The following is a 16,519-nucleotide window of genomic DNA, read 5'->3' as shown; positions in this document are numbered from 1 at the left end:
CCGGAGCACGAGGCCCGGGAGCAAACGAAGGTTCGGGAGAGAATATGCGTGATTCGTTTGCACTAGGTTTGCCAAGAACTGAACGTGCGTTTCTAGCTTGCAAAAGCTCTCCTTGACGAAGGCATAACATGTGGTACCCAACCCACGGATAGCAGCGTGCCGACCGTCGCTCGCATTTTTGCTCTCGCGCCACGTGCTCAGGCAGAAAAAATAGAGGGTTTGACAAAAACGTTCATAGCAGCGAATCTCAGACACTCTATTTGCGGTTTATCCTCTGTTTGGAGCAGTAAAGACTGAAATAACGTTACCCAGCTTCGTTACATTTTGAGAAGGGTTATTTTTACACAGATAACGATCATCAGCTTGTTATAAAATTCTTCGTTATAAAATTTCGTTCACGTTCTGAGTCACATTCTCGATCTAAGCCCTTGGAAAGGAACAGTCTTGGATGGCAAACAAGAGCTATAGCTTAGCTCACACAAAGTGGATGTGCAAATACCACATTGAAGATCCGTTCAGCAGCAACAAAAGCAAAAGGAAATAAACCAGTTTAACTGGTAAGTGAAAGTGACAAATAACACTGAGCCTGGACAGATTTGTGGCCAGGTTAGCGTCTTTAGGCGCAGCAGGGCTATACCCTAAGAGCAAACCACCCGTTAGACGGGTGGTCAGGATGGGCAAAATACGGTTTATTGACCTCGTTCGTCCATCGTTTAGCTAGCCCTGTCCGATTTTTCAGCTCGTCCGGCTGGCTAAGCCGACTTTTTACTAAAAATTTTAAATATATTCACACTTTGTCTTCAAAAAATATTGCATCATATGATATACTCTTATTTGTAACTCTTGATAGATTAAAGTATATCAATTCGCGCAAGATATTATATATAATTTAATAATAGGAGGAGGCCGCGAAGTGAAACTACGTATTGGACAAGTTGTCGCCATCGCTGCAGTCTCTGCCGTGTTGCTGTTCGGCGGGTGGTTTGCCTACCGGCAATGGGCAATCGAGGCCCCGTTGGAGAAACTGGTTAAGCAATATGAGGGTGTCGAGCATGTACAGTTTGATATTACCCCAAAAGAGGTAGGTTTGAAACTGGACCTTAAACCGGGAACTAATATAGGCGGGCTTGCCCGTCATATCGAGAAAGACGGCAAGGAACTGTTGGGTAAGCGCACTTTCAAGCTGGAAGTGACAGATCATTCCACTTCAGAACTGGACCAAATCTGGAACAAAGCTCTTTTCTCAGTTGCACAGGCGATGGAGAATAAGCAATATACAGAAATTGAAGCTGCTTTAGCGCGATTGGAACAGGAGCACGGTTCGCTGCAAGCAAGTGCGGATATGGATGATGACAACGTCTATGTGACTTTAACTTATGGAACGGCGAGCAAATATGTCATTTTACCACGTGTTCCGCAAAAATTGGGGGTGTGGCCAAATGCGTAAATGGATGTGGGAACTGGTCATTGGCTTTGCCCCTGTTTTCTTAATCTTTATGGCTTTTATCGGTTATAATGTCATTCCGCTCGTCTTTGGGCTGCTCATGTTCGCAGCGATATTTGTGATGCTGAAAATGCGCGGCGGCGGGATCGCCATTGGCGCAGCACAGGAACGCAAACGGAGGAAAGCCGGCCCGGCTAAGCTGACTTTCGCGGAAATCGGCGGCCAGGAGAGCGCCAAGCAGGAACTTCAGGAAGCGTTGGATTTCATGGTCCGTCACGAAGAGATCAAGCGATTCGGCATTCGCCCGATTAAAGGCATTTTGCTGACGGGTCCTCCGGGTACGGGCAAGACGCTGATGGCCAAAGCCGCAGCACATTACACGAATGCTGTCTTCGTCGCTGCATCGGGGAGTGAATTCGTGGAAATGTATGTCGGCGTAGGCGCCGGGCGGATTCGCGAGCTGTTTAAAGAGGCGCGCACCCGGGCAGCCAAGGAGAACAAAGAGAATGCTGTTATTTTTATCGATGAGATTGACGTAATCGGCGGAAAAAGAGAGGGCGGACAGCAGCGGGAGTACGATCAGACGCTGAATCAGCTGCTGACGGAAATGGACGGAATATATACGGCGGAGACACCGCGCATTTTGTTGATGGCCGCGACGAACCGCAAGGAGATGCTGGACAGCGCTCTGCTGCGTCCCGGCCGCTTTGATCGTCATATTCAGGTTGATTTGCCGGATAAGAAGGGACGAGCCCATATTCTTGAATTGCATGCGAAGAACAAGCCTTTGCATGAAAGTGTAAGCCTTGATAAAGTGGCGGAGGAATCTTTCGGTTTCTCAGGCGCGCAGCTGGAGAGCGTCATGAATGAGGCGGCGATCTACGCCATGCGCGAGAGCTTGAAGGAAATTGAGCAGCGCCACTTATCGATGGCGATCGATAAAGTGATGCTCGGCGAGCGCACGGACCGGGAGTCCACGGAGGAAGAGAAGCGGCGCGTAGCTATTCATGAACTGGGCCATGCGATAGCTGCTGAAGTTGTAGCTCCCGGCAGCGTGAATCAGGTTGCGCTTAGCCCGCGCGGCCGTGCGCTTGGTTATGTACGACATAACCCGCAGGAAGATAAGTACTTATATACAAAGGCATATCTCGAAGGGCAGATTGTTATTGCTCTCGCTGGGGCAGCTGCGGAAGAAATTTATTATGGCGAGCGCAGCACCGGGTCCAGCAACGATTTTGAACAGGCAATTAACATCGTGCATACAATGATGACTTCCGGGCTCACCTCACTCGGCATCGTCAACATGGATATGATGACAAAAGAAGTGCTCATGAATGAAAATTCGGCGATACTGGATGAGTTAGCTGCGAAATCCAAGCAGCTCTTATTGGACCATTCATCAGTATTCGACAAATCTCTCGAAATTCTTTTGAGAGAAGAACGGCTCTCAGGAGAGCAATTTCGATGTCAAATTAGTGACAGAACGCTTTTACCGGCATAATTCCTTTGCCGGTTATTTTTTTTACTTTTTTTCCGTGCTAAGATATTATTATATGTTGGGTATAAATATTGTATTATTCGACATAAAGGGTACAATATTATACGTAGATAATGAAAGGATGGAGCGAGAGAACCATGAACTTCAAAAGAATAGGTGTCATTGGTGGAGGTACAATGGGTCAGGGCATCAGTGAAATGCTGGCTGCGAAAGGACTCGATGTACTGCTCGTAGAAGAAACACCTGAAAAATTGGAACATGCTTACAGCATGATAGAAACGAGCTTAGACAAGCAGCTTGAGAAATGGGCGATCACGAAGGCAGAGAAGAAGCTGATCTTGTCCAAAGTGCATAAAGTAACTCATTTTGCCGAACTCGGTACCTGCGATATGGTCATCGAGACCATTTCGGAGGATTTGGATGCCAAGAAAGAGATGTTCAAGCAGCTTGATCATGTGTGTCCGAGCAACATTATTTTGGCCAGCAACACGTCGACGCTTAGTTTGACGGAAATCGCCGGCTCGACGATGTATCCTGAACGGGTAATCGGCATGCACTTTATTTATCCCGTATCCCGCATTAATCTCGTTGAAATTATTCGGGGCTTGAAGACGTCGGACGAAACTTTTGAAGAGACGAAGCATTTTGTAGAAGAAGTTGTCGATAAACGCGGCATCATGGTATATGAGTCGCCGGGCTTCGTAACTTCCCGCATTATTTGCGTCATGATTAACGAGGCGCTGCATGTGCTCGGGGAAGGTGTTGCCACCGCCAGGGATATTGACGACGCGATGCGAGTCGGCTATCAGTTCCAGTATGGACCGCTTGAGATGGCTGACCGCTTCGGTCTGGATTCCGTATTAGCCGCGCTGGAACGGATGTTCCGCGAATTTGGAGATTTGAAATACCGGCCTTCTTACGTCCTGAAGAAGATGGTTCGCGCAGGCAATCTCGGCGTGAAGACAGGCGAAGGATTTTTCAAATACGATAAGGACGGTGACCGGTTATGAAAGTACTAGTAATTAATGCAGGGAGCTCCTCCTTGAAATATCAGCTGTACGACATGACAGATGAATCCGTATTGGCCAAAGGTCTAGTCGAACGGATCGGTATGGATTCTTCAATCCTCACTCATACGCCGACAGGCAAAGAAGAAGTAACTGAGGTTAGTGATATTCTGGAGCATACGACTGCAATTCGCAAGGTGCTCGAAAAGCTTACTCACAAAGAGCATGGCGTGCTCCAAACGATTGATGAAATCGAGGCAGTGGGCCACCGGGTAGTGCATGGCGGTGAAGCATTTAAAGGTTCGGCTCTAATTACCGGGGAAGTTAAATCCGAAATCCGCCGTTTATTCGATTTGGCCCCACTACACAATCCAGCATGCATGATGGGGATTCAGGCTGCGGAGTCAAACCTGCCGAACGTGCCGCAAACCGTTGTGTTTGATACGGCATTCCACCAGACGATGCCGGAAAAAGCTTATTTATATGCCATTCCTAAGGTGCTGTATAAGAAGCATAAAGTTCGCCGTTATGGATTCCATGGAACTTCGCATGAGTATGTGAGCCACACTGCGGCTGCATTTTTGGGTCAGAAGATTGAAGATTTGAAAATCATCACCTGCCACATTGGAAACGGAGCCAGCTTAACGGCTGTTAAGGATGGCGTCTCCATAGATACCTCTATGGGCATGACTCCGCTGGAAGGATTGATTATGGGGACGAGAAGCGGAGATTTGGATCCCGCTGTAGTTCCTTATGTTATGAACAAAGAAGAGCTTACGATTAACGAAGTGAATTCTATGTTGAATAAGCATAGCGGCTTGCTGGCGATTTCAGGATCGAGCAGCGATATGCGAGATATTACCGATGGGATGGAAGCCGGCGAACCAAATGAGTCGCTCGCTTTTGAAATGTATGAATATCGTCTTCGCAAATATATCGGCTCCTATGCGGCTGCGATGAACGGCGTGGATGTAATCGTCTTTACAGCGGGCGTCGGCGAGAACTCGGCGATCGTAAGAGAGAAAGTTTGCGAGAACTTGACCTATCTCGGTGTAGAGCTGGATCCAGAGCTGAACAAAATTCGTTCTGGCGATCCGCGCCGCATTTCGACACCGAATTCCAAAGTTGAAGTACTCGTAGTTCCTACGAATGAAGAATTGGTCATTGCTCGCGATACACATCAAATCGTACAACAAGCTAAATAACTTTATCATTAGTCCATATAGAGGAGATGTTCATACATGGCGAACAAAACAGTGATTCGTCAGGTTAACGAGCACGTCGGTGAGACGGTCGTCATCGGCAGTTGGTTAAACAACAAACGCTCCAGTGGGAAAATACAGTTTCTGCAGCTGCGTGATGGAACAGGATATATTCAAGCGGTAGTCGTAAAAAGTGAAGTCTCTGAAAAAGCATGGAATGCGGCCAAGAGCCTGACCCAGGAATCATCGCTTTATGTGACGGGGGTTATTCGCGAGGAGCAGCGGAGCCAGTCGGGCTACGAAATGACGGTCACCGATTTGGAAATCATTCATTTAACAGATAATTATCCGATCACACCGAAGGAGCACGGCGTTGATTTCCTGATGGATCACCGCCATCTGTGGCTGCGTTCTTCGAAGCAGCGGGCGATTATGGTTATCCGGGCGGAAATTATCAGAGCGATTCAGCAGTTTTTCGATCAGAATCACTTTACACTCGTGGACCCGCCGATTTTAACGCCGACGTCTGCAGAGGGTACGACGAATTTGTTCCATACGAAGTATTTTGATGAGGATGCTTATCTGACGCAGAGCGGTCAGCTCTATATGGAAGCTGCTGCGATGGCGCTGGGCAAGGTGTATTCCTTCGGCCCGACTTTCCGGGCGGAGAAATCCAAAACCCGCCGTCACCTGATTGAGTTCTGGATGATCGAACCTGAAATGGCTTTTACGGATCATGAAGAAAGTCTCGTCGTGCAGGAGCAGTTCATAACCTATGTGGTGCAGTCCGTATTGAACAACTGCCGCGCCGAGCTCGAAGCGGTCGGGCGTGACATTTCCAAGCTGGAAAGTATTCAGGCCCCATTCCCGCGGATTACTTATGATGAAGCGATTGAGTTTCTGCATACGAAGGGCTTCGATATTCCATGGGGCGAAGACTTCGGTGCGCCCCATGAGACGGCGATTGCCGAGCAATATGATAAACCGGTCTTCATTACTCATTATCCCGCCGGAATAAAGGCTTTCTATATGAAGCCTGATCCTAACCGACCAGAGGTCGTGCTTTGTGCGGATATGATCGCTCCGGAGGGCTACGGCGAAATTATCGGCGGATCACAGCGAATCGATGATCCTGAGCTGATGGAGGCGCGCTTTAAAGAGCACGACCTGTCGCCGGAAACGTATCAATGGTATCTCGATTTGCGTAAATACGGCTCCGTGCCCCATTCCGGGTTTGGGCTTGGTCTGGAACGGACGGTAGCCTGGATTTGCGGCTTGGATCATGTACGGGAGACGATTCCGTTTCCGCGGATGCTGTACCGTCTTTATCCGTAAAATCATTAGCGGGGAAAGGCATTTGTGTTATACACGTTATACAATACAGGCACGGGGTTGTTTGGATAAGGAAGGTGTATATATATGGCATTGACCGAAGGCTGGAAGGTGTGGGCCAAGGGGGTGGCTCACGGAATGGAAAGCGGTACGGTCCAGGTGCCGTTCCACCTGCTTACCCATTACCGGAAGCTCGGTTTAAATGATACAGATGTCATGCTTCTCCTGCAATTAATCGCCTTTAAGCAGGTGGAGCGCAATGACTTTCCTTCGATCGGGCAATTGGAGCAAGTTATGGGCCGTGCTCCTGGTGAAATTTCATCCGTCATCCAGCGTCTTATGAAAGAGCAGTGGATTAGCATCGACGAACAAATCGATGAGCTGACGGGTGTCCAGTCGGAAAGTTATAATTTAACTGGGATGTACGAGCGCCTTGCGCTTAGTCTGGCTGAAGAGCGTGCGGCTGCCCGGCTGCGCGCGGAGCATCAAGGCGGTGCTGCAGCGCCCGAGCAGGATGTGACGGAAAGAAATCTGTTCGTTATTTTTGAGAAAGAGTTCGCGCGCCCGCTGTCCCCGATGGAATTTGAGACGATTTCTGGCTGGGTCGATGAGGACGGCTACCCGGAGGAACTTATATTACTCGCTTTGAAAGAAGCTGTTTTCGCCGGGAAAGTACATTTTCGATATATCGACCGCATATTGCTGGAGTGGGGCCGCAACCGCATCAATACGGTAGAGGCCGCCAAGGCTTATTCTCAGAAATTCCGGAGCCTGGGCCGTTAATCATTTTAGCATATGTGACGAACCTCTTCTGGAGAAGAAGTGGCTGCTGGTTAAGAAAACCAATGCTGCCAACTTTTCCGGGGGAGGTTTTTTGATGTTTTTCTTACTGTAGTTCCTGATATATGTTATGTTTTAGATGGGACCCTTAACGTAAATTATACACCATTGCATCCATTTATATGTCGGAAGGAGAAATGTAATGAAAGGCTGGATCATTTACAAAAACGCTTCAAACGAAGTAAAACCTGAGACATATGAACTGAGGCGTTTGCTTGAAGACGCGGCGCAGCACAATATGGATATCCGTGTTTTTTCTCCGGAACAGTTTGAGTTGATCGTTACCCGAGATGACCGAAAAAGCGTGATGGTCGATGGTGAAGTGCTGCAGCTACCGGATTTTGTACTGCCGCGCATGGGCGCTGGAACGAATTATTTCGGCCTCGCTTTGATCCGGCATTTAGAGCGGCTTGGGGTGAAGACATTTAATTCTTCGCAGAGCATCGAAACGGTAAAAGATAAAATGTACACGCTGCAAATTTTGGCGGAGCATAATTTACCCGTTCCCAAAACGATGCTGATTCGATCTAAAGTGGATGTGCAATTAGTGGACAAGCATTTAGGATTTCCCGTCGTCGTGAAGACGATTTCCGGGTCTCAAGGCTGTGGGGTGTTTCTGGCAGAGACAAGTCATAATTTCATTGATTTGCTGGAGATGATTTATGCCTACAAAGAAGATGCGACGATGATTTTACAGGAGTTCGTCGAGCCGAGCCGCGGAAAGGACTTGCGTGTCATTACGATCGGGGGCAGGGCTGTAGCGGCGATGAAGCGGCATTCCGGCAGCGGCAGCTTCAAGGCGAATTATTCGCGCGGGGGATTGGTGGAGCCTTACGAAATTACACCGGAAATTGAGTGGCTCGCCTTGGAAACGTCACGGATTTTGAACCTGGATATCGCTGGAATCGACCTGTTGTTTGATGGTGATCATTATAAAATTTGCGAGGCGAATTCCTCCCCTGGGTTTGAAGGGCTGGAATCCTGCTGTAATGTGAATATACCTGAGGAAATTTACAATTTTTTAAGAGTACGGATACACCGATATGAATAGCAGTGGAGTTGTTGTATAGCTTGAAATAGGGATAGGACGCTGGCGAAAGGTAGTCGTCGGCGTCTTTGCTTATGGAGCAAATTCTTTTTTTTATTTTATGCAGGGGCAGGGAAGGGCTGCTTCGTCTATATAAATGGGAAGGAGGGGAGAGTCATTGAGGAAAAGGCACTAATCCAAAAAATTCAACAGGGTGACCGCGTTGCTTTTCGTGAATTGGTGAAGCAGTACAGCGCGTACATATACCGGATTGCTTATTCCGTACTACGGGAAGCAAAGGAAGCGGAGGACGCCTCGCAAGAAATATTTCTGCAAGTCTATAAATCTCTCCCCGGCTACCGCTATGAAGGCTTTAAAACTTGGTTAACCCGCATTGCTGTTCATAAGGCGATTGATTTAAAGCGAAAGCGGGATCGCCGCAAAGAGGAACAATGGGATCCCGCCAAAGTATTACATATTGCGCCAGTTCATGAGGACGATACTTTGCAGCAATTAATGGATCAGGAGCGTAAGGCCCGGCTTCGTACCCGGATCCGGGAGCTGCCGCCAGGGCATCGTGACATTATTACGGCATTTTATTTAGAAGGAAAAAGCTATGACGATATTGCCGCGGAGCAGTCTATTGCTGTGAAATCGGTAGAATCGAGACTGTACCGGGCCAGATCATGGATTCGCGAGCATTGGAAGGAGGAGGAATGGAGATGAATGCAAAACAACCGGGGCAAAGCATACGTTGGGACAAATATATTCAAGGCGAACTGGATGAGCAGGAAAGACGGCATATTGAAAATTTATTGTTTTGCGATGCTGGCGCTTTAGAGTCTTATATGGAAGCTATCGAAGCATTTGAGCATGAGCTGCCTCAACTGCAGCAGGAGGAGGAAGAGGCACTGCTGGAAGCGCTGATGGACGCCCTTCCACGTTCTCCCAGAAAGGCTGCGCAGAGCGCTAGAAGGAAAACGAGAGTTTCCAAGAACCGCTGGATCGGGCATCCGCTGTTCAATTATGTCATCGCGGCCTCGGTCACTTTGTTTCTGTTATCGTTTGGCGTGTTTGATCGCTTAACGACTGGGGCCCGGCATGTGCTCCCACCCTCTTCAGAGCCTTCCTTAAGCGAGCAAATACTCGACAAAACTTCAGGCTGGCTCGATTATTTAAAGCCTTAACGTTTTGGTTGCGCCGGAAAGTTCAATCGATGCTGTACGACTTTTAAACGATGGAAAGGATGCGGTTTTATTGCCACAATACCGAAATAGAATGCTTGCGTTCATATTGAATTTTATTCCCGGTCTCGGCCATTTATATTGGGGGAGAAGGACGAAAGGCATCGTTTACCCGATATTTTTCTTTGGCGGCCTGCTGCTTGGTTTTCTGCTGGCGGTGTCAGTTAGTAAAGGGGAGATCATGCTGCTGGCGTGCATCTGTGCTTTTGTGCTCTGGTGCATCTGCATGCTTGATTTAGTCATTATTTTACTGCGTGCGCCCGCCGAGGAGTTGTCCACTTATCCGTATGAACGGACGCGTAAAGGTCAAGCGGATGCGGAGCGGTTCTATACGATTCTGCTATCGTTCGTTCCTGGGCTGGGCCATTTTCAGCTCGGGTTGATGCAGCGGGGACTGTCTTTTTTGATGAGCTTCTTCGGGTTGATCACGATGATGTTCGTACTTACGGGGATAACGAATCGAAGTGTATTTCTGCTATTCCTCGGCCTGCTGCCAATTATTTGGCTGTACTGCATGTTCGATGCGGTGCAGCTTGTCCATCGCAAGCAGGCTGGCGAGCTGCTGGCCGACCGCACGCTGTTCGACGAATGGGAGTCCGGCCGGGTGGAAGGCAAGCGGAGCAAGACGCTGGCGATGCTGTTATCCGCTTTTCCGGGTGCGGGTCAGATGTATCTAGGGATGCAGAAGCGGGGACTGCAAATGATGGTGCTGTTTATTGGCAGCTTTTATATTATTGATGTGCTGCGGCTGTCGTTGTTTCTATTTATCGTACCGGTCATTTGGTTTTACAGTTTCTTTGACGGGCTGCAGGCGACGAGCCGATATGACCTTGGTCTGCTAGAGGATCGCCCGCTGCTGGACTGGAAAGGCAGCAATCAGAATTGGCTGGGGCTCATCTTGCTGCTGCTAGGCGTTTATTATGTGACGATGAGCCTGATTGTTCCGGTATTTGACCGCTTTTTACCAGAGTTTCACATTCGACATTTCATCACGACGTACTTGCGGCCGCTTATCGTCTCACTTGTCCTCATCGGGGGCGGAATCAAGCTGCTGTCTCGAAACAAGAACGATGATATACGTTTTGACGATTGATTGGGCGATATGCTTTTGTGTCAATGGGGCTCCTGCGTGGATTTGAAAGAGGGAGTGTCCAGAAAATCAGTATAAACTGACCCAATTTACTAAGAGCAGCGGCACCCGCCTCGCTGTTTTTCTACAAAGCAGATATGTAAAAAGGTTGGACGGAAAACAGCGCGTTTTCCGTCCAACTCTTTTTAGGGACTTATTGTTCTAAGAACTTAATTGGACGGCTCCATCTTAACTTATTAAAAAAGTCATCGATATTTACCGCAGCAGACCGAACTAAGCGTGAACTTGTTTGTAGGTAATTATATAACAACGTATGTGTATAACTCGTCTATGATTCGTCCTTTACTCCAATAACCGGGCGTTCAGCCGTTCGGCCAGCACCAGCGGTTCCAGCGGCTCGTTGATCGTATAATCGGGCTGCTCCTCCGGGCCGGCTGGCGTATGCGGATAACGAGCCGTCCATTTCTCAAACGGCCGGAGGGAGGGACGTACGGCCCTCAATCGTCAATTGTTTAGGTTCTGTACTTTGGACACAGCTTCTTTTTCGCCTTTAGCGGCTTTTTTTTGCTAAGATAGAGGAGGGTTAACTAGCAACGGGGTGTTTCCGTTAATATTAAAGGAGAACGAGCATGTTTAAAATTTTGATCGTTGAAGATGATCAAGGATTGGTCAAATTGCTGGAGGCGTATTTACACAAGTTCGATTACGACACCTTGGCGGTGAAGGATTTCGATAGCATAAAAGCGCAGTTTCAGCAGTTCGAACCCCATTTAGTACTACTGGACGTAAATTTACCGAAATATGACGGATATTACTGGTGCCGCCAAATCCGCAATCTATCGACATGTCCGATCCTATTCCTGTCAGCACGCGACGGTAAAATGGATCAGGTGATGGCTCTGGAAAATGGGGCGGATGATTATATAACAAAACCTTTTGATTATGATATCGTCTTAGCAAAAATAAACAGCCAGCTTCGCCGCGCCTATGGAACGTATGCGGCAGTGCCTGTCGATTGCCCTCTGGATGTCCATGGTCTTAGCTTGGATCGGGAACGGCTCTGTTTATCATTGGATGGGCTCAAAATCGAGCTAAGCCATACGGAGATGAAGATCATGGATGAACTGATGATGAAGGTACAGCAGGTTGTGAGCCGAGACCGCCTGTTGGAAAAAATATGGGATGATCAGGTTTTCGTGGATGATAATACGTTAAACGTGTACGTTACCCGGGTGCGGAAGAAGCTGTCTGCATTAGGTATCGAATATGCGCTTCAGACTGTTCGCGGGCAGGGCTATCGGCTTGTTCCTAGTTGGGGAGAGCGGCAATGAAGCTTTTTTTGAGGGAGCAGAGGCCGTTAATCATCATCTATGTCGTGCAATTGACTGTTGTGACTTTTGTTTACTGGCTGGACGGTTATCGAAATACTGCAGTCAGCTTGTATGCCGTTCTGCTAAGCAGTTGCCTGCTGGCAGGTTACCTTTTATTTCGTTACATGACACATCGCAGCTTCTATCGGAGGCTGGAGCAGCCTGCTGCATCGATTGGCGATTTTACCGATGTGAAGCCCGTAACCCCATTGTCAGAAGGGTTGCATCGCCTGCTTAAATCGCAATACCGCCATTATTTGTCCGAGTTGAATGAGCAGACGGAGAAAATCGAGAGCCATATTCATTTCATCAACCAGTGGGTACACCAAATGAAGACGCCGATTTCCGTCATACATTTGATGATTCAGCAGGAGAGCAATCCACGCTCGGTGGCGATTGCCGATGAATTGGACAGGCTGAGAAAAGGGCTGGACATAGTGCTATATACCGCTCGCCTGGATAGGTTTGAACATGATATCCACGTCGAGACGCTTGAGCTTGAGGCGGTGGTGCGCAGGGTGACATCCGCACAGAAACGCCTGTTTATTCGGGGTAAAGTATTTCCCGTCATTGATTTGGAGCCGCAGTTGTCCGTCGTCTCTGATGAGAAATGGTTGGATTTTGTGTTGGCCCAGCTGATCACGAATGCTGTCCGCTATACGACAAAGGAGAACGGCAAGCTATATTTTCGAGCAGACCAAGTGGATGGGCGAACCATCCTTGAAATAGAGGATGAAGGCATAGGCATCCCGGACAGCGATTTGCCGCGCGTATTCGATGCTTATTTTACGGGGGAGAACGGCAGGAAATTTCAAGAATCCACGGGGATGGGCATGTACTTGGTCAAAGAAATATGTCATAAGCTTGGTCATGAAATAGAACTTGAATCCGTCGAAGGAAAAGGAACGGCCGTACGGATTCTCTTCTAGTTCTGTGCGCGATAACAACAAACTTACAGAGTTGTAAGGGAAATGTAAGGTAACGATGTGGCTTCCTTCAGATCAGGAATCGTATACTGTTAGCATCCCAAGTTACTAACATCTTACATCCCTACATCCCTACATACCACCAAACAGGAGACATGAACCTATGCCGGTGTTAGAGGTAAGTGCATTATCCAAAATTTATGAAGGCAAAATATCCACCAGGGCGCTCCAAGGTGTTTCCTTTCGGATAGAACGAGGGGAGTTCGTCGGTGTAATGGGACCATCCGGCAGCGGCAAGACGACGTTGCTAAATGTAATTGCGACCATTGATGAACCGACCTCGGGAAGAGTGATGATCGAGGGCCGGGAACCCCATAGGATGAGCGATGATGAAGCCGCAATGTTCCGCCGTCGGGAGCTGGGTTTTATTTTTCAACAGTTCAACTTATTGGATACGCTGACGATTGAGGAGAACATCGTACTACCGCTAACGTTGGACGGCACGCCTGTGCGCGAAATGGAGAGCAGGGCCACCGCAATCGCGGAGAGGTTAGGGATCAGCGAGTTGCTAGGCAAGTATAGCAATGAGGTATCGGGCGGGGAGATGCAGAAGACCGCTATTGCCCGCGCGATTATTCATCGGCCATCCTTAATACTGGCAGATGAGCCGACAGGGAATTTGGATTCCAAATCATCCCGGGAAGTGATGGAGGCTTTCTCCACTATAAACGAAGAGGAGCGGGCGACCATTTTTATGGTTACGCACGATGCGGTGGCAGCCAGCTTTTGCCATCGTGTCATTTTCATTAAAGATGGAAAGTTTTATAACGAAGTTTATCGGGGCAGCAACCGTCAGGTTTTTTTTCAGAAAATCATTGATATGCTGTCGCTGCTCGGAGGGGATACGCATGACCTTTCGACAATTCGCCTTTAACCATGTTCTGCGTAACAAGCGAATCTATGCCGCTTATTATTTAAGCAGTTCGTTTTCTGTAATGATATTTTTTCTGTGCGCCTTGTTCCTGTTCCATCCGGGCATTCAGGAAAACATGATTTACGATCAGGCGGTTGAGGCGCTCCAGGTCGCTGTCGGCACTGTTTATTTTTTTTCACTTTTTTTCGTGATCTACTCGGTAGGCTCTTTTATACAGTCGCGGAAGAGAGAGCTAGGAATTTTGCGGCTTCACGGTATGACCCGAGGGCAGCTCCATCGAATGTTCTTTCTGGAAAACATCACTATCGGCGGCGCGTCCATGTTGACTGGGATCGTAGCCGGATTAATTACGGCCAAATTGTTCCTGATGGCTGGCGCGAACATACTGGGTATAGAACAGCTGAAGTTCCATATCTCATGGTTTGCTGTACTGCTGACACTGGCTGCATTTGCCGTGCTGTTTTTGCTTATTTCGGTCTTTACTTCAGGTTTGATCGGAAAATATAAACTCATCGAGCTGTTTCAGTCCCGTCAATGGCAAGCTGAAGCGCCGAGGAAGTCACTGGTGTTGTCGAGCCTGGCAATCGCTCTCCTGCTGCTTAGCTATTGTTTGGCAGCAACGTCGACCGCGGTAACTGTTGTAATACGTATGGTGCCCGTCACTTTAATGACGGTGATTGGGACATACCTTTTGTATGCCTACTTTAGTGTTTATCTTGTGGAGGCCGTAAAGAGCCGCCGCAAGCTGTTTTGGCGGAGAACGAATATCGTGACGATTTCCGCGTTGGCTCATCGGATGAAAGAGAATACCCAAATGCTGTTCCTCGTTACGATCATTTCAACCGTTACGTTTTGTGCGATTGGCGTGTTTGCCTCCATACATCGACTATCTTACGAGTTCAGGCAGGATTATCTTGCGGCGGTTGGTTATGTATCGAAGGGAAACAATCCGGTGGAGAGGGCTCACTTGCAAGAGATTACAGCAGAACTGACAGCTCGCGGATTATATTATGAACAGGTTAGCCTGCCGATAAAAATCGTGGATGTACTAGAGGAATCAAATGGGAAGGGCAAGCTCCAGCGCATGCCGCTGATCGCTTTCTCCGATTATGAGCGCTTGATCGCCGCAGCGGGGATTCCATTCAAGGATGAGCCATTGTCAGGCCCCTCTGCGCTCATCATGCTGGGGTCACAGCGTGAAAGACCTTTGCTGCGGGAACGGCAGCTTGTCTCGTACAAAATACCAGGCACAGAGCTTGAGCTCGTGGAAACGGAGATTACGAGTCATGTGCCGATTCCGGAATATTTAACCCTCGAGCTTGGAGGAAGTATGGAAGGGAAATTCAGCGGTCTCGTCGTCAGCGATGAGTGGATGAACGAGCTGCCGAAGGCTGGGCAAGAGGATTGGTATTTTGCTTATTATTTGGACGGCCTCGAGAAGAGCGAGGGCATCGGCATCGCATTGACAGAGAACGGCAAGGTGACTTACACTGCGGAAGAGCTTTACGCGATGACGGTAAGTGGAACGCTGTTTGCTGTGCAGACCAGCATTTACAGTACGATGCTGTTTATCGCGCTGCTCGTCGGCACCGTGTTTTTTATCGCGGCCGGAAGCTTCTTATATTTCAGGCTGTACGCGGATTTGGAGTACGACCGCAGGCAGTATGCGACGATGTCCAAAATCGGCGTAACGCAGAGGGAGATCGATACGATGGTTACCCGGCAGATCAGTCTGCTCTTCTTCGTCCCCATCGGCATGGCGATGATTCACAGCCTGTTTGCCTTTGTCGCTTTGCAAAGCTATTTTAACTTCTCTATTGCGGTAGAGGCTGGTTTTATCCTTGCAAGTTTCTTTATTGTACAGGTCATGTACTTTTATTTCATTCGCAGAAGGTATTTGCGGAACGTAAGAAAAGCTATTATATGAAAACAATGTGGAGGTATATATGGAAAACTGGATAACGGAGTTTATGGAGCAGTTCGGGTACATTGGCATTTTTCTGCTCATTGCGCTGGAAAATGTGTTCCCGCCTATTCCTTCCGAGGTAATTTTAACGTTTGGCGGCTTTATGACGACCTACTCCGGCTTGACGATAACCGGGGTGATCATTGCTGCGACACTGGGCTCAGTTGTAGGAGCGGTTATTTTGTACGGTGCTGGCTACATTCTTAATGTGGATCGGCTTGAGGCGATTATAGACAGGTGGGGGAAGTATTTAAGGCTGAAGAGGGAGGACGTGCGAAAAGCGGATGCATGGTTTGATAGATTCGGCTACTGGACAGTTTTATTTTGTCGTATGATCCCGCTCATTCGCAGCCTGATTTCGATTCCGGCCGGCATGGCCAAAATGAAATTCAGCCTGTTTCTGCTCTTTACGACGATCGGGACGCTGATTTGGAATATTGTTCTGGTCTATGTCGGAGCAGCCGTCGGCGGCTCATGGGAGAGGATTGTTGAATTTATGGATGTGTATTCGAACATTGCTTATGTTGTAATCGGCGCAGGCATCGTGCTGGCCTTAATCTGGTTCATTCGTAGATGGAAGAAGGCTTCTTGAAAACAGGCGTAAAACGATCTATTCTATTAAAAGAGTTTTATGCTGGC

16 protein-coding genes are annotated in these 16,519 nt (G+C 48.3%); 15 read left to right on the top strand and 1 reads right to left on the bottom strand.

What is annotated here, in order from left to right; genetic code table 11:
* The first annotated feature begins 913 nt into the window (after positions 1-913).
* The 10 genes from G358_RS0125550 (at position 914) to G358_RS0125505 (ending at position 10,687) form a co-directional block, all read left to right on the top strand.
* Positions 914-1,447 (top strand): hypothetical protein, encoded by a 534-nt coding sequence (locus G358_RS0125550; RefSeq protein WP_019640106.1) that lies wholly within the window; start codon positions 914-916, stop codon positions 1,445-1,447.
* Positions 1,440-2,945, top strand: coding sequence for an AAA family ATPase (locus G358_RS0125545; RefSeq protein WP_019640105.1), 1,506 nt, complete (start codon positions 1,440-1,442; stop codon positions 2,943-2,945). The genes G358_RS0125550 and G358_RS0125545 overlap by 8 nt, the downstream gene beginning before the upstream one ends.
* Before the next feature lie 134 nt (positions 2,946-3,079).
* The gene (locus tag G358_RS0125540; protein ID WP_026342467.1) at positions 3,080-3,952 is read left to right on the top strand and encodes a 3-hydroxyacyl-CoA dehydrogenase family protein; all 873 of its coding nucleotides are present in this window, start codon (positions 3,080-3,082) and stop codon (positions 3,950-3,952) included.
* On the top strand, positions 3,949-5,154 hold the full coding sequence (locus G358_RS0125535; protein WP_019640103.1) for an acetate/propionate family kinase: 1,206 nt from the start codon (positions 3,949-3,951) through the stop codon (positions 5,152-5,154). Before G358_RS0125540 ends, G358_RS0125535 begins: the two co-directional genes overlap by 4 nt.
* A 36-nt stretch (positions 5,155-5,190) precedes the next feature.
* A complete protein-coding gene (gene asnS, locus G358_RS0125530; RefSeq protein ID WP_019640102.1) occupies positions 5,191-6,486 on the top strand; it encodes an asparagine--tRNA ligase in 1,296 nt (431 codons plus the stop codon).
* Positions 6,487-6,570: 84 nt separating this feature from the next.
* Positions 6,571-7,266, top strand: coding sequence for a DnaD domain-containing protein (locus tag G358_RS0125525; protein WP_019640101.1), 696 nt, complete (start codon positions 6,571-6,573; stop codon positions 7,264-7,266).
* 199 nt (positions 7,267-7,465) lie between these two features.
* A complete protein-coding gene (locus G358_RS0125520) occupies positions 7,466-8,374 on the top strand; it encodes an ATP-grasp domain-containing protein (RefSeq protein WP_019640100.1) in 909 nt (302 codons plus the stop codon).
* Between the two features lie 216 nt (positions 8,375-8,590).
* Positions 8,591-9,076, top strand: a complete 486-nt coding sequence (locus G358_RS0125515; RefSeq protein WP_026342466.1) for an RNA polymerase sigma factor — start codon at positions 8,591-8,593, stop codon at positions 9,074-9,076.
* Complete coding sequence (locus G358_RS0125510) at positions 9,073-9,537, top strand: hypothetical protein (protein WP_019640098.1); 465 nt, start codon at positions 9,073-9,075, stop codon at positions 9,535-9,537. The genes G358_RS0125515 and G358_RS0125510 overlap by 4 nt, the downstream gene beginning before the upstream one ends.
* A 70-nt stretch (positions 9,538-9,607) precedes the next feature.
* Entirely contained in the window at positions 9,608-10,687 is a 1,080-nt protein-coding gene (locus G358_RS0125505; RefSeq protein WP_026342465.1) for a membrane protein, read from the top strand.
* 339 nt (positions 10,688-11,026) lie between these two features.
* On the opposite strand, the gene G358_RS33260 is transcribed toward G358_RS0125505, so the two are convergent.
* Positions 11,027-11,185 carry a hypothetical protein gene (locus G358_RS33260; protein WP_019640096.1) on the bottom strand — a complete coding sequence of 53 codons (159 nt, stop codon included), beginning with the start codon at positions 11,183-11,185 and terminating at the stop codon, positions 11,027-11,029.
* Positions 11,186-11,313: 128 nt separating this feature from the next.
* On the opposite strand from G358_RS33260, the gene G358_RS0125495 reads away from it, so the two are divergent.
* The 5 genes from G358_RS0125495 to G358_RS0125475 all read left to right on the top strand — a co-directional run bounded on the left by G358_RS0125495 (position 11,314) and on the right by G358_RS0125475 (position 16,472).
* Entirely contained in the window at positions 11,314-12,015 is a 702-nt protein-coding gene (locus G358_RS0125495; protein WP_019640095.1) for a response regulator transcription factor, read from the top strand.
* The gene (locus G358_RS0125490) at positions 12,012-12,983 is read left to right on the top strand and encodes a HAMP domain-containing histidine kinase (protein ID WP_019640094.1); all 972 of its coding nucleotides are present in this window, start codon (positions 12,012-12,014) and stop codon (positions 12,981-12,983) included. Before G358_RS0125495 ends, G358_RS0125490 begins: the two co-directional genes overlap by 4 nt.
* 160 nt (positions 12,984-13,143) lie before the next feature.
* Positions 13,144-13,914, top strand: a complete 771-nt coding sequence (locus G358_RS0125485) for an ABC transporter ATP-binding protein (RefSeq protein WP_019640093.1) — start codon at positions 13,144-13,146, stop codon at positions 13,912-13,914.
* The gene (locus G358_RS0125480; protein WP_019640092.1) at positions 13,889-15,841 is read left to right on the top strand and encodes an FtsX-like permease family protein; all 1,953 of its coding nucleotides are present in this window, start codon (positions 13,889-13,891) and stop codon (positions 15,839-15,841) included. The genes G358_RS0125485 and G358_RS0125480 overlap by 26 nt, the downstream gene beginning before the upstream one ends.
* Positions 15,842-15,860: 19 nt before the next feature.
* The gene (locus tag G358_RS0125475; protein WP_019640091.1) at positions 15,861-16,472 is read left to right on the top strand and encodes a DedA family protein; all 612 of its coding nucleotides are present in this window, start codon (positions 15,861-15,863) and stop codon (positions 16,470-16,472) included.
* Positions 16,473-16,519 lie beyond the last annotated feature (47 nt).

It is taken from the genome of Paenibacillus fonticola DSM 21315 (genome assembly GCF_000381905.1).
Taxonomy (GTDB): Bacteria; Bacillota; Bacilli; order Paenibacillales; family Paenibacillaceae; genus Fontibacillus; species Fontibacillus fonticola.
Note: the sequence above shows the minus strand (reverse complement) of the source record. Positions and strands in the feature narration are given on the sequence as shown.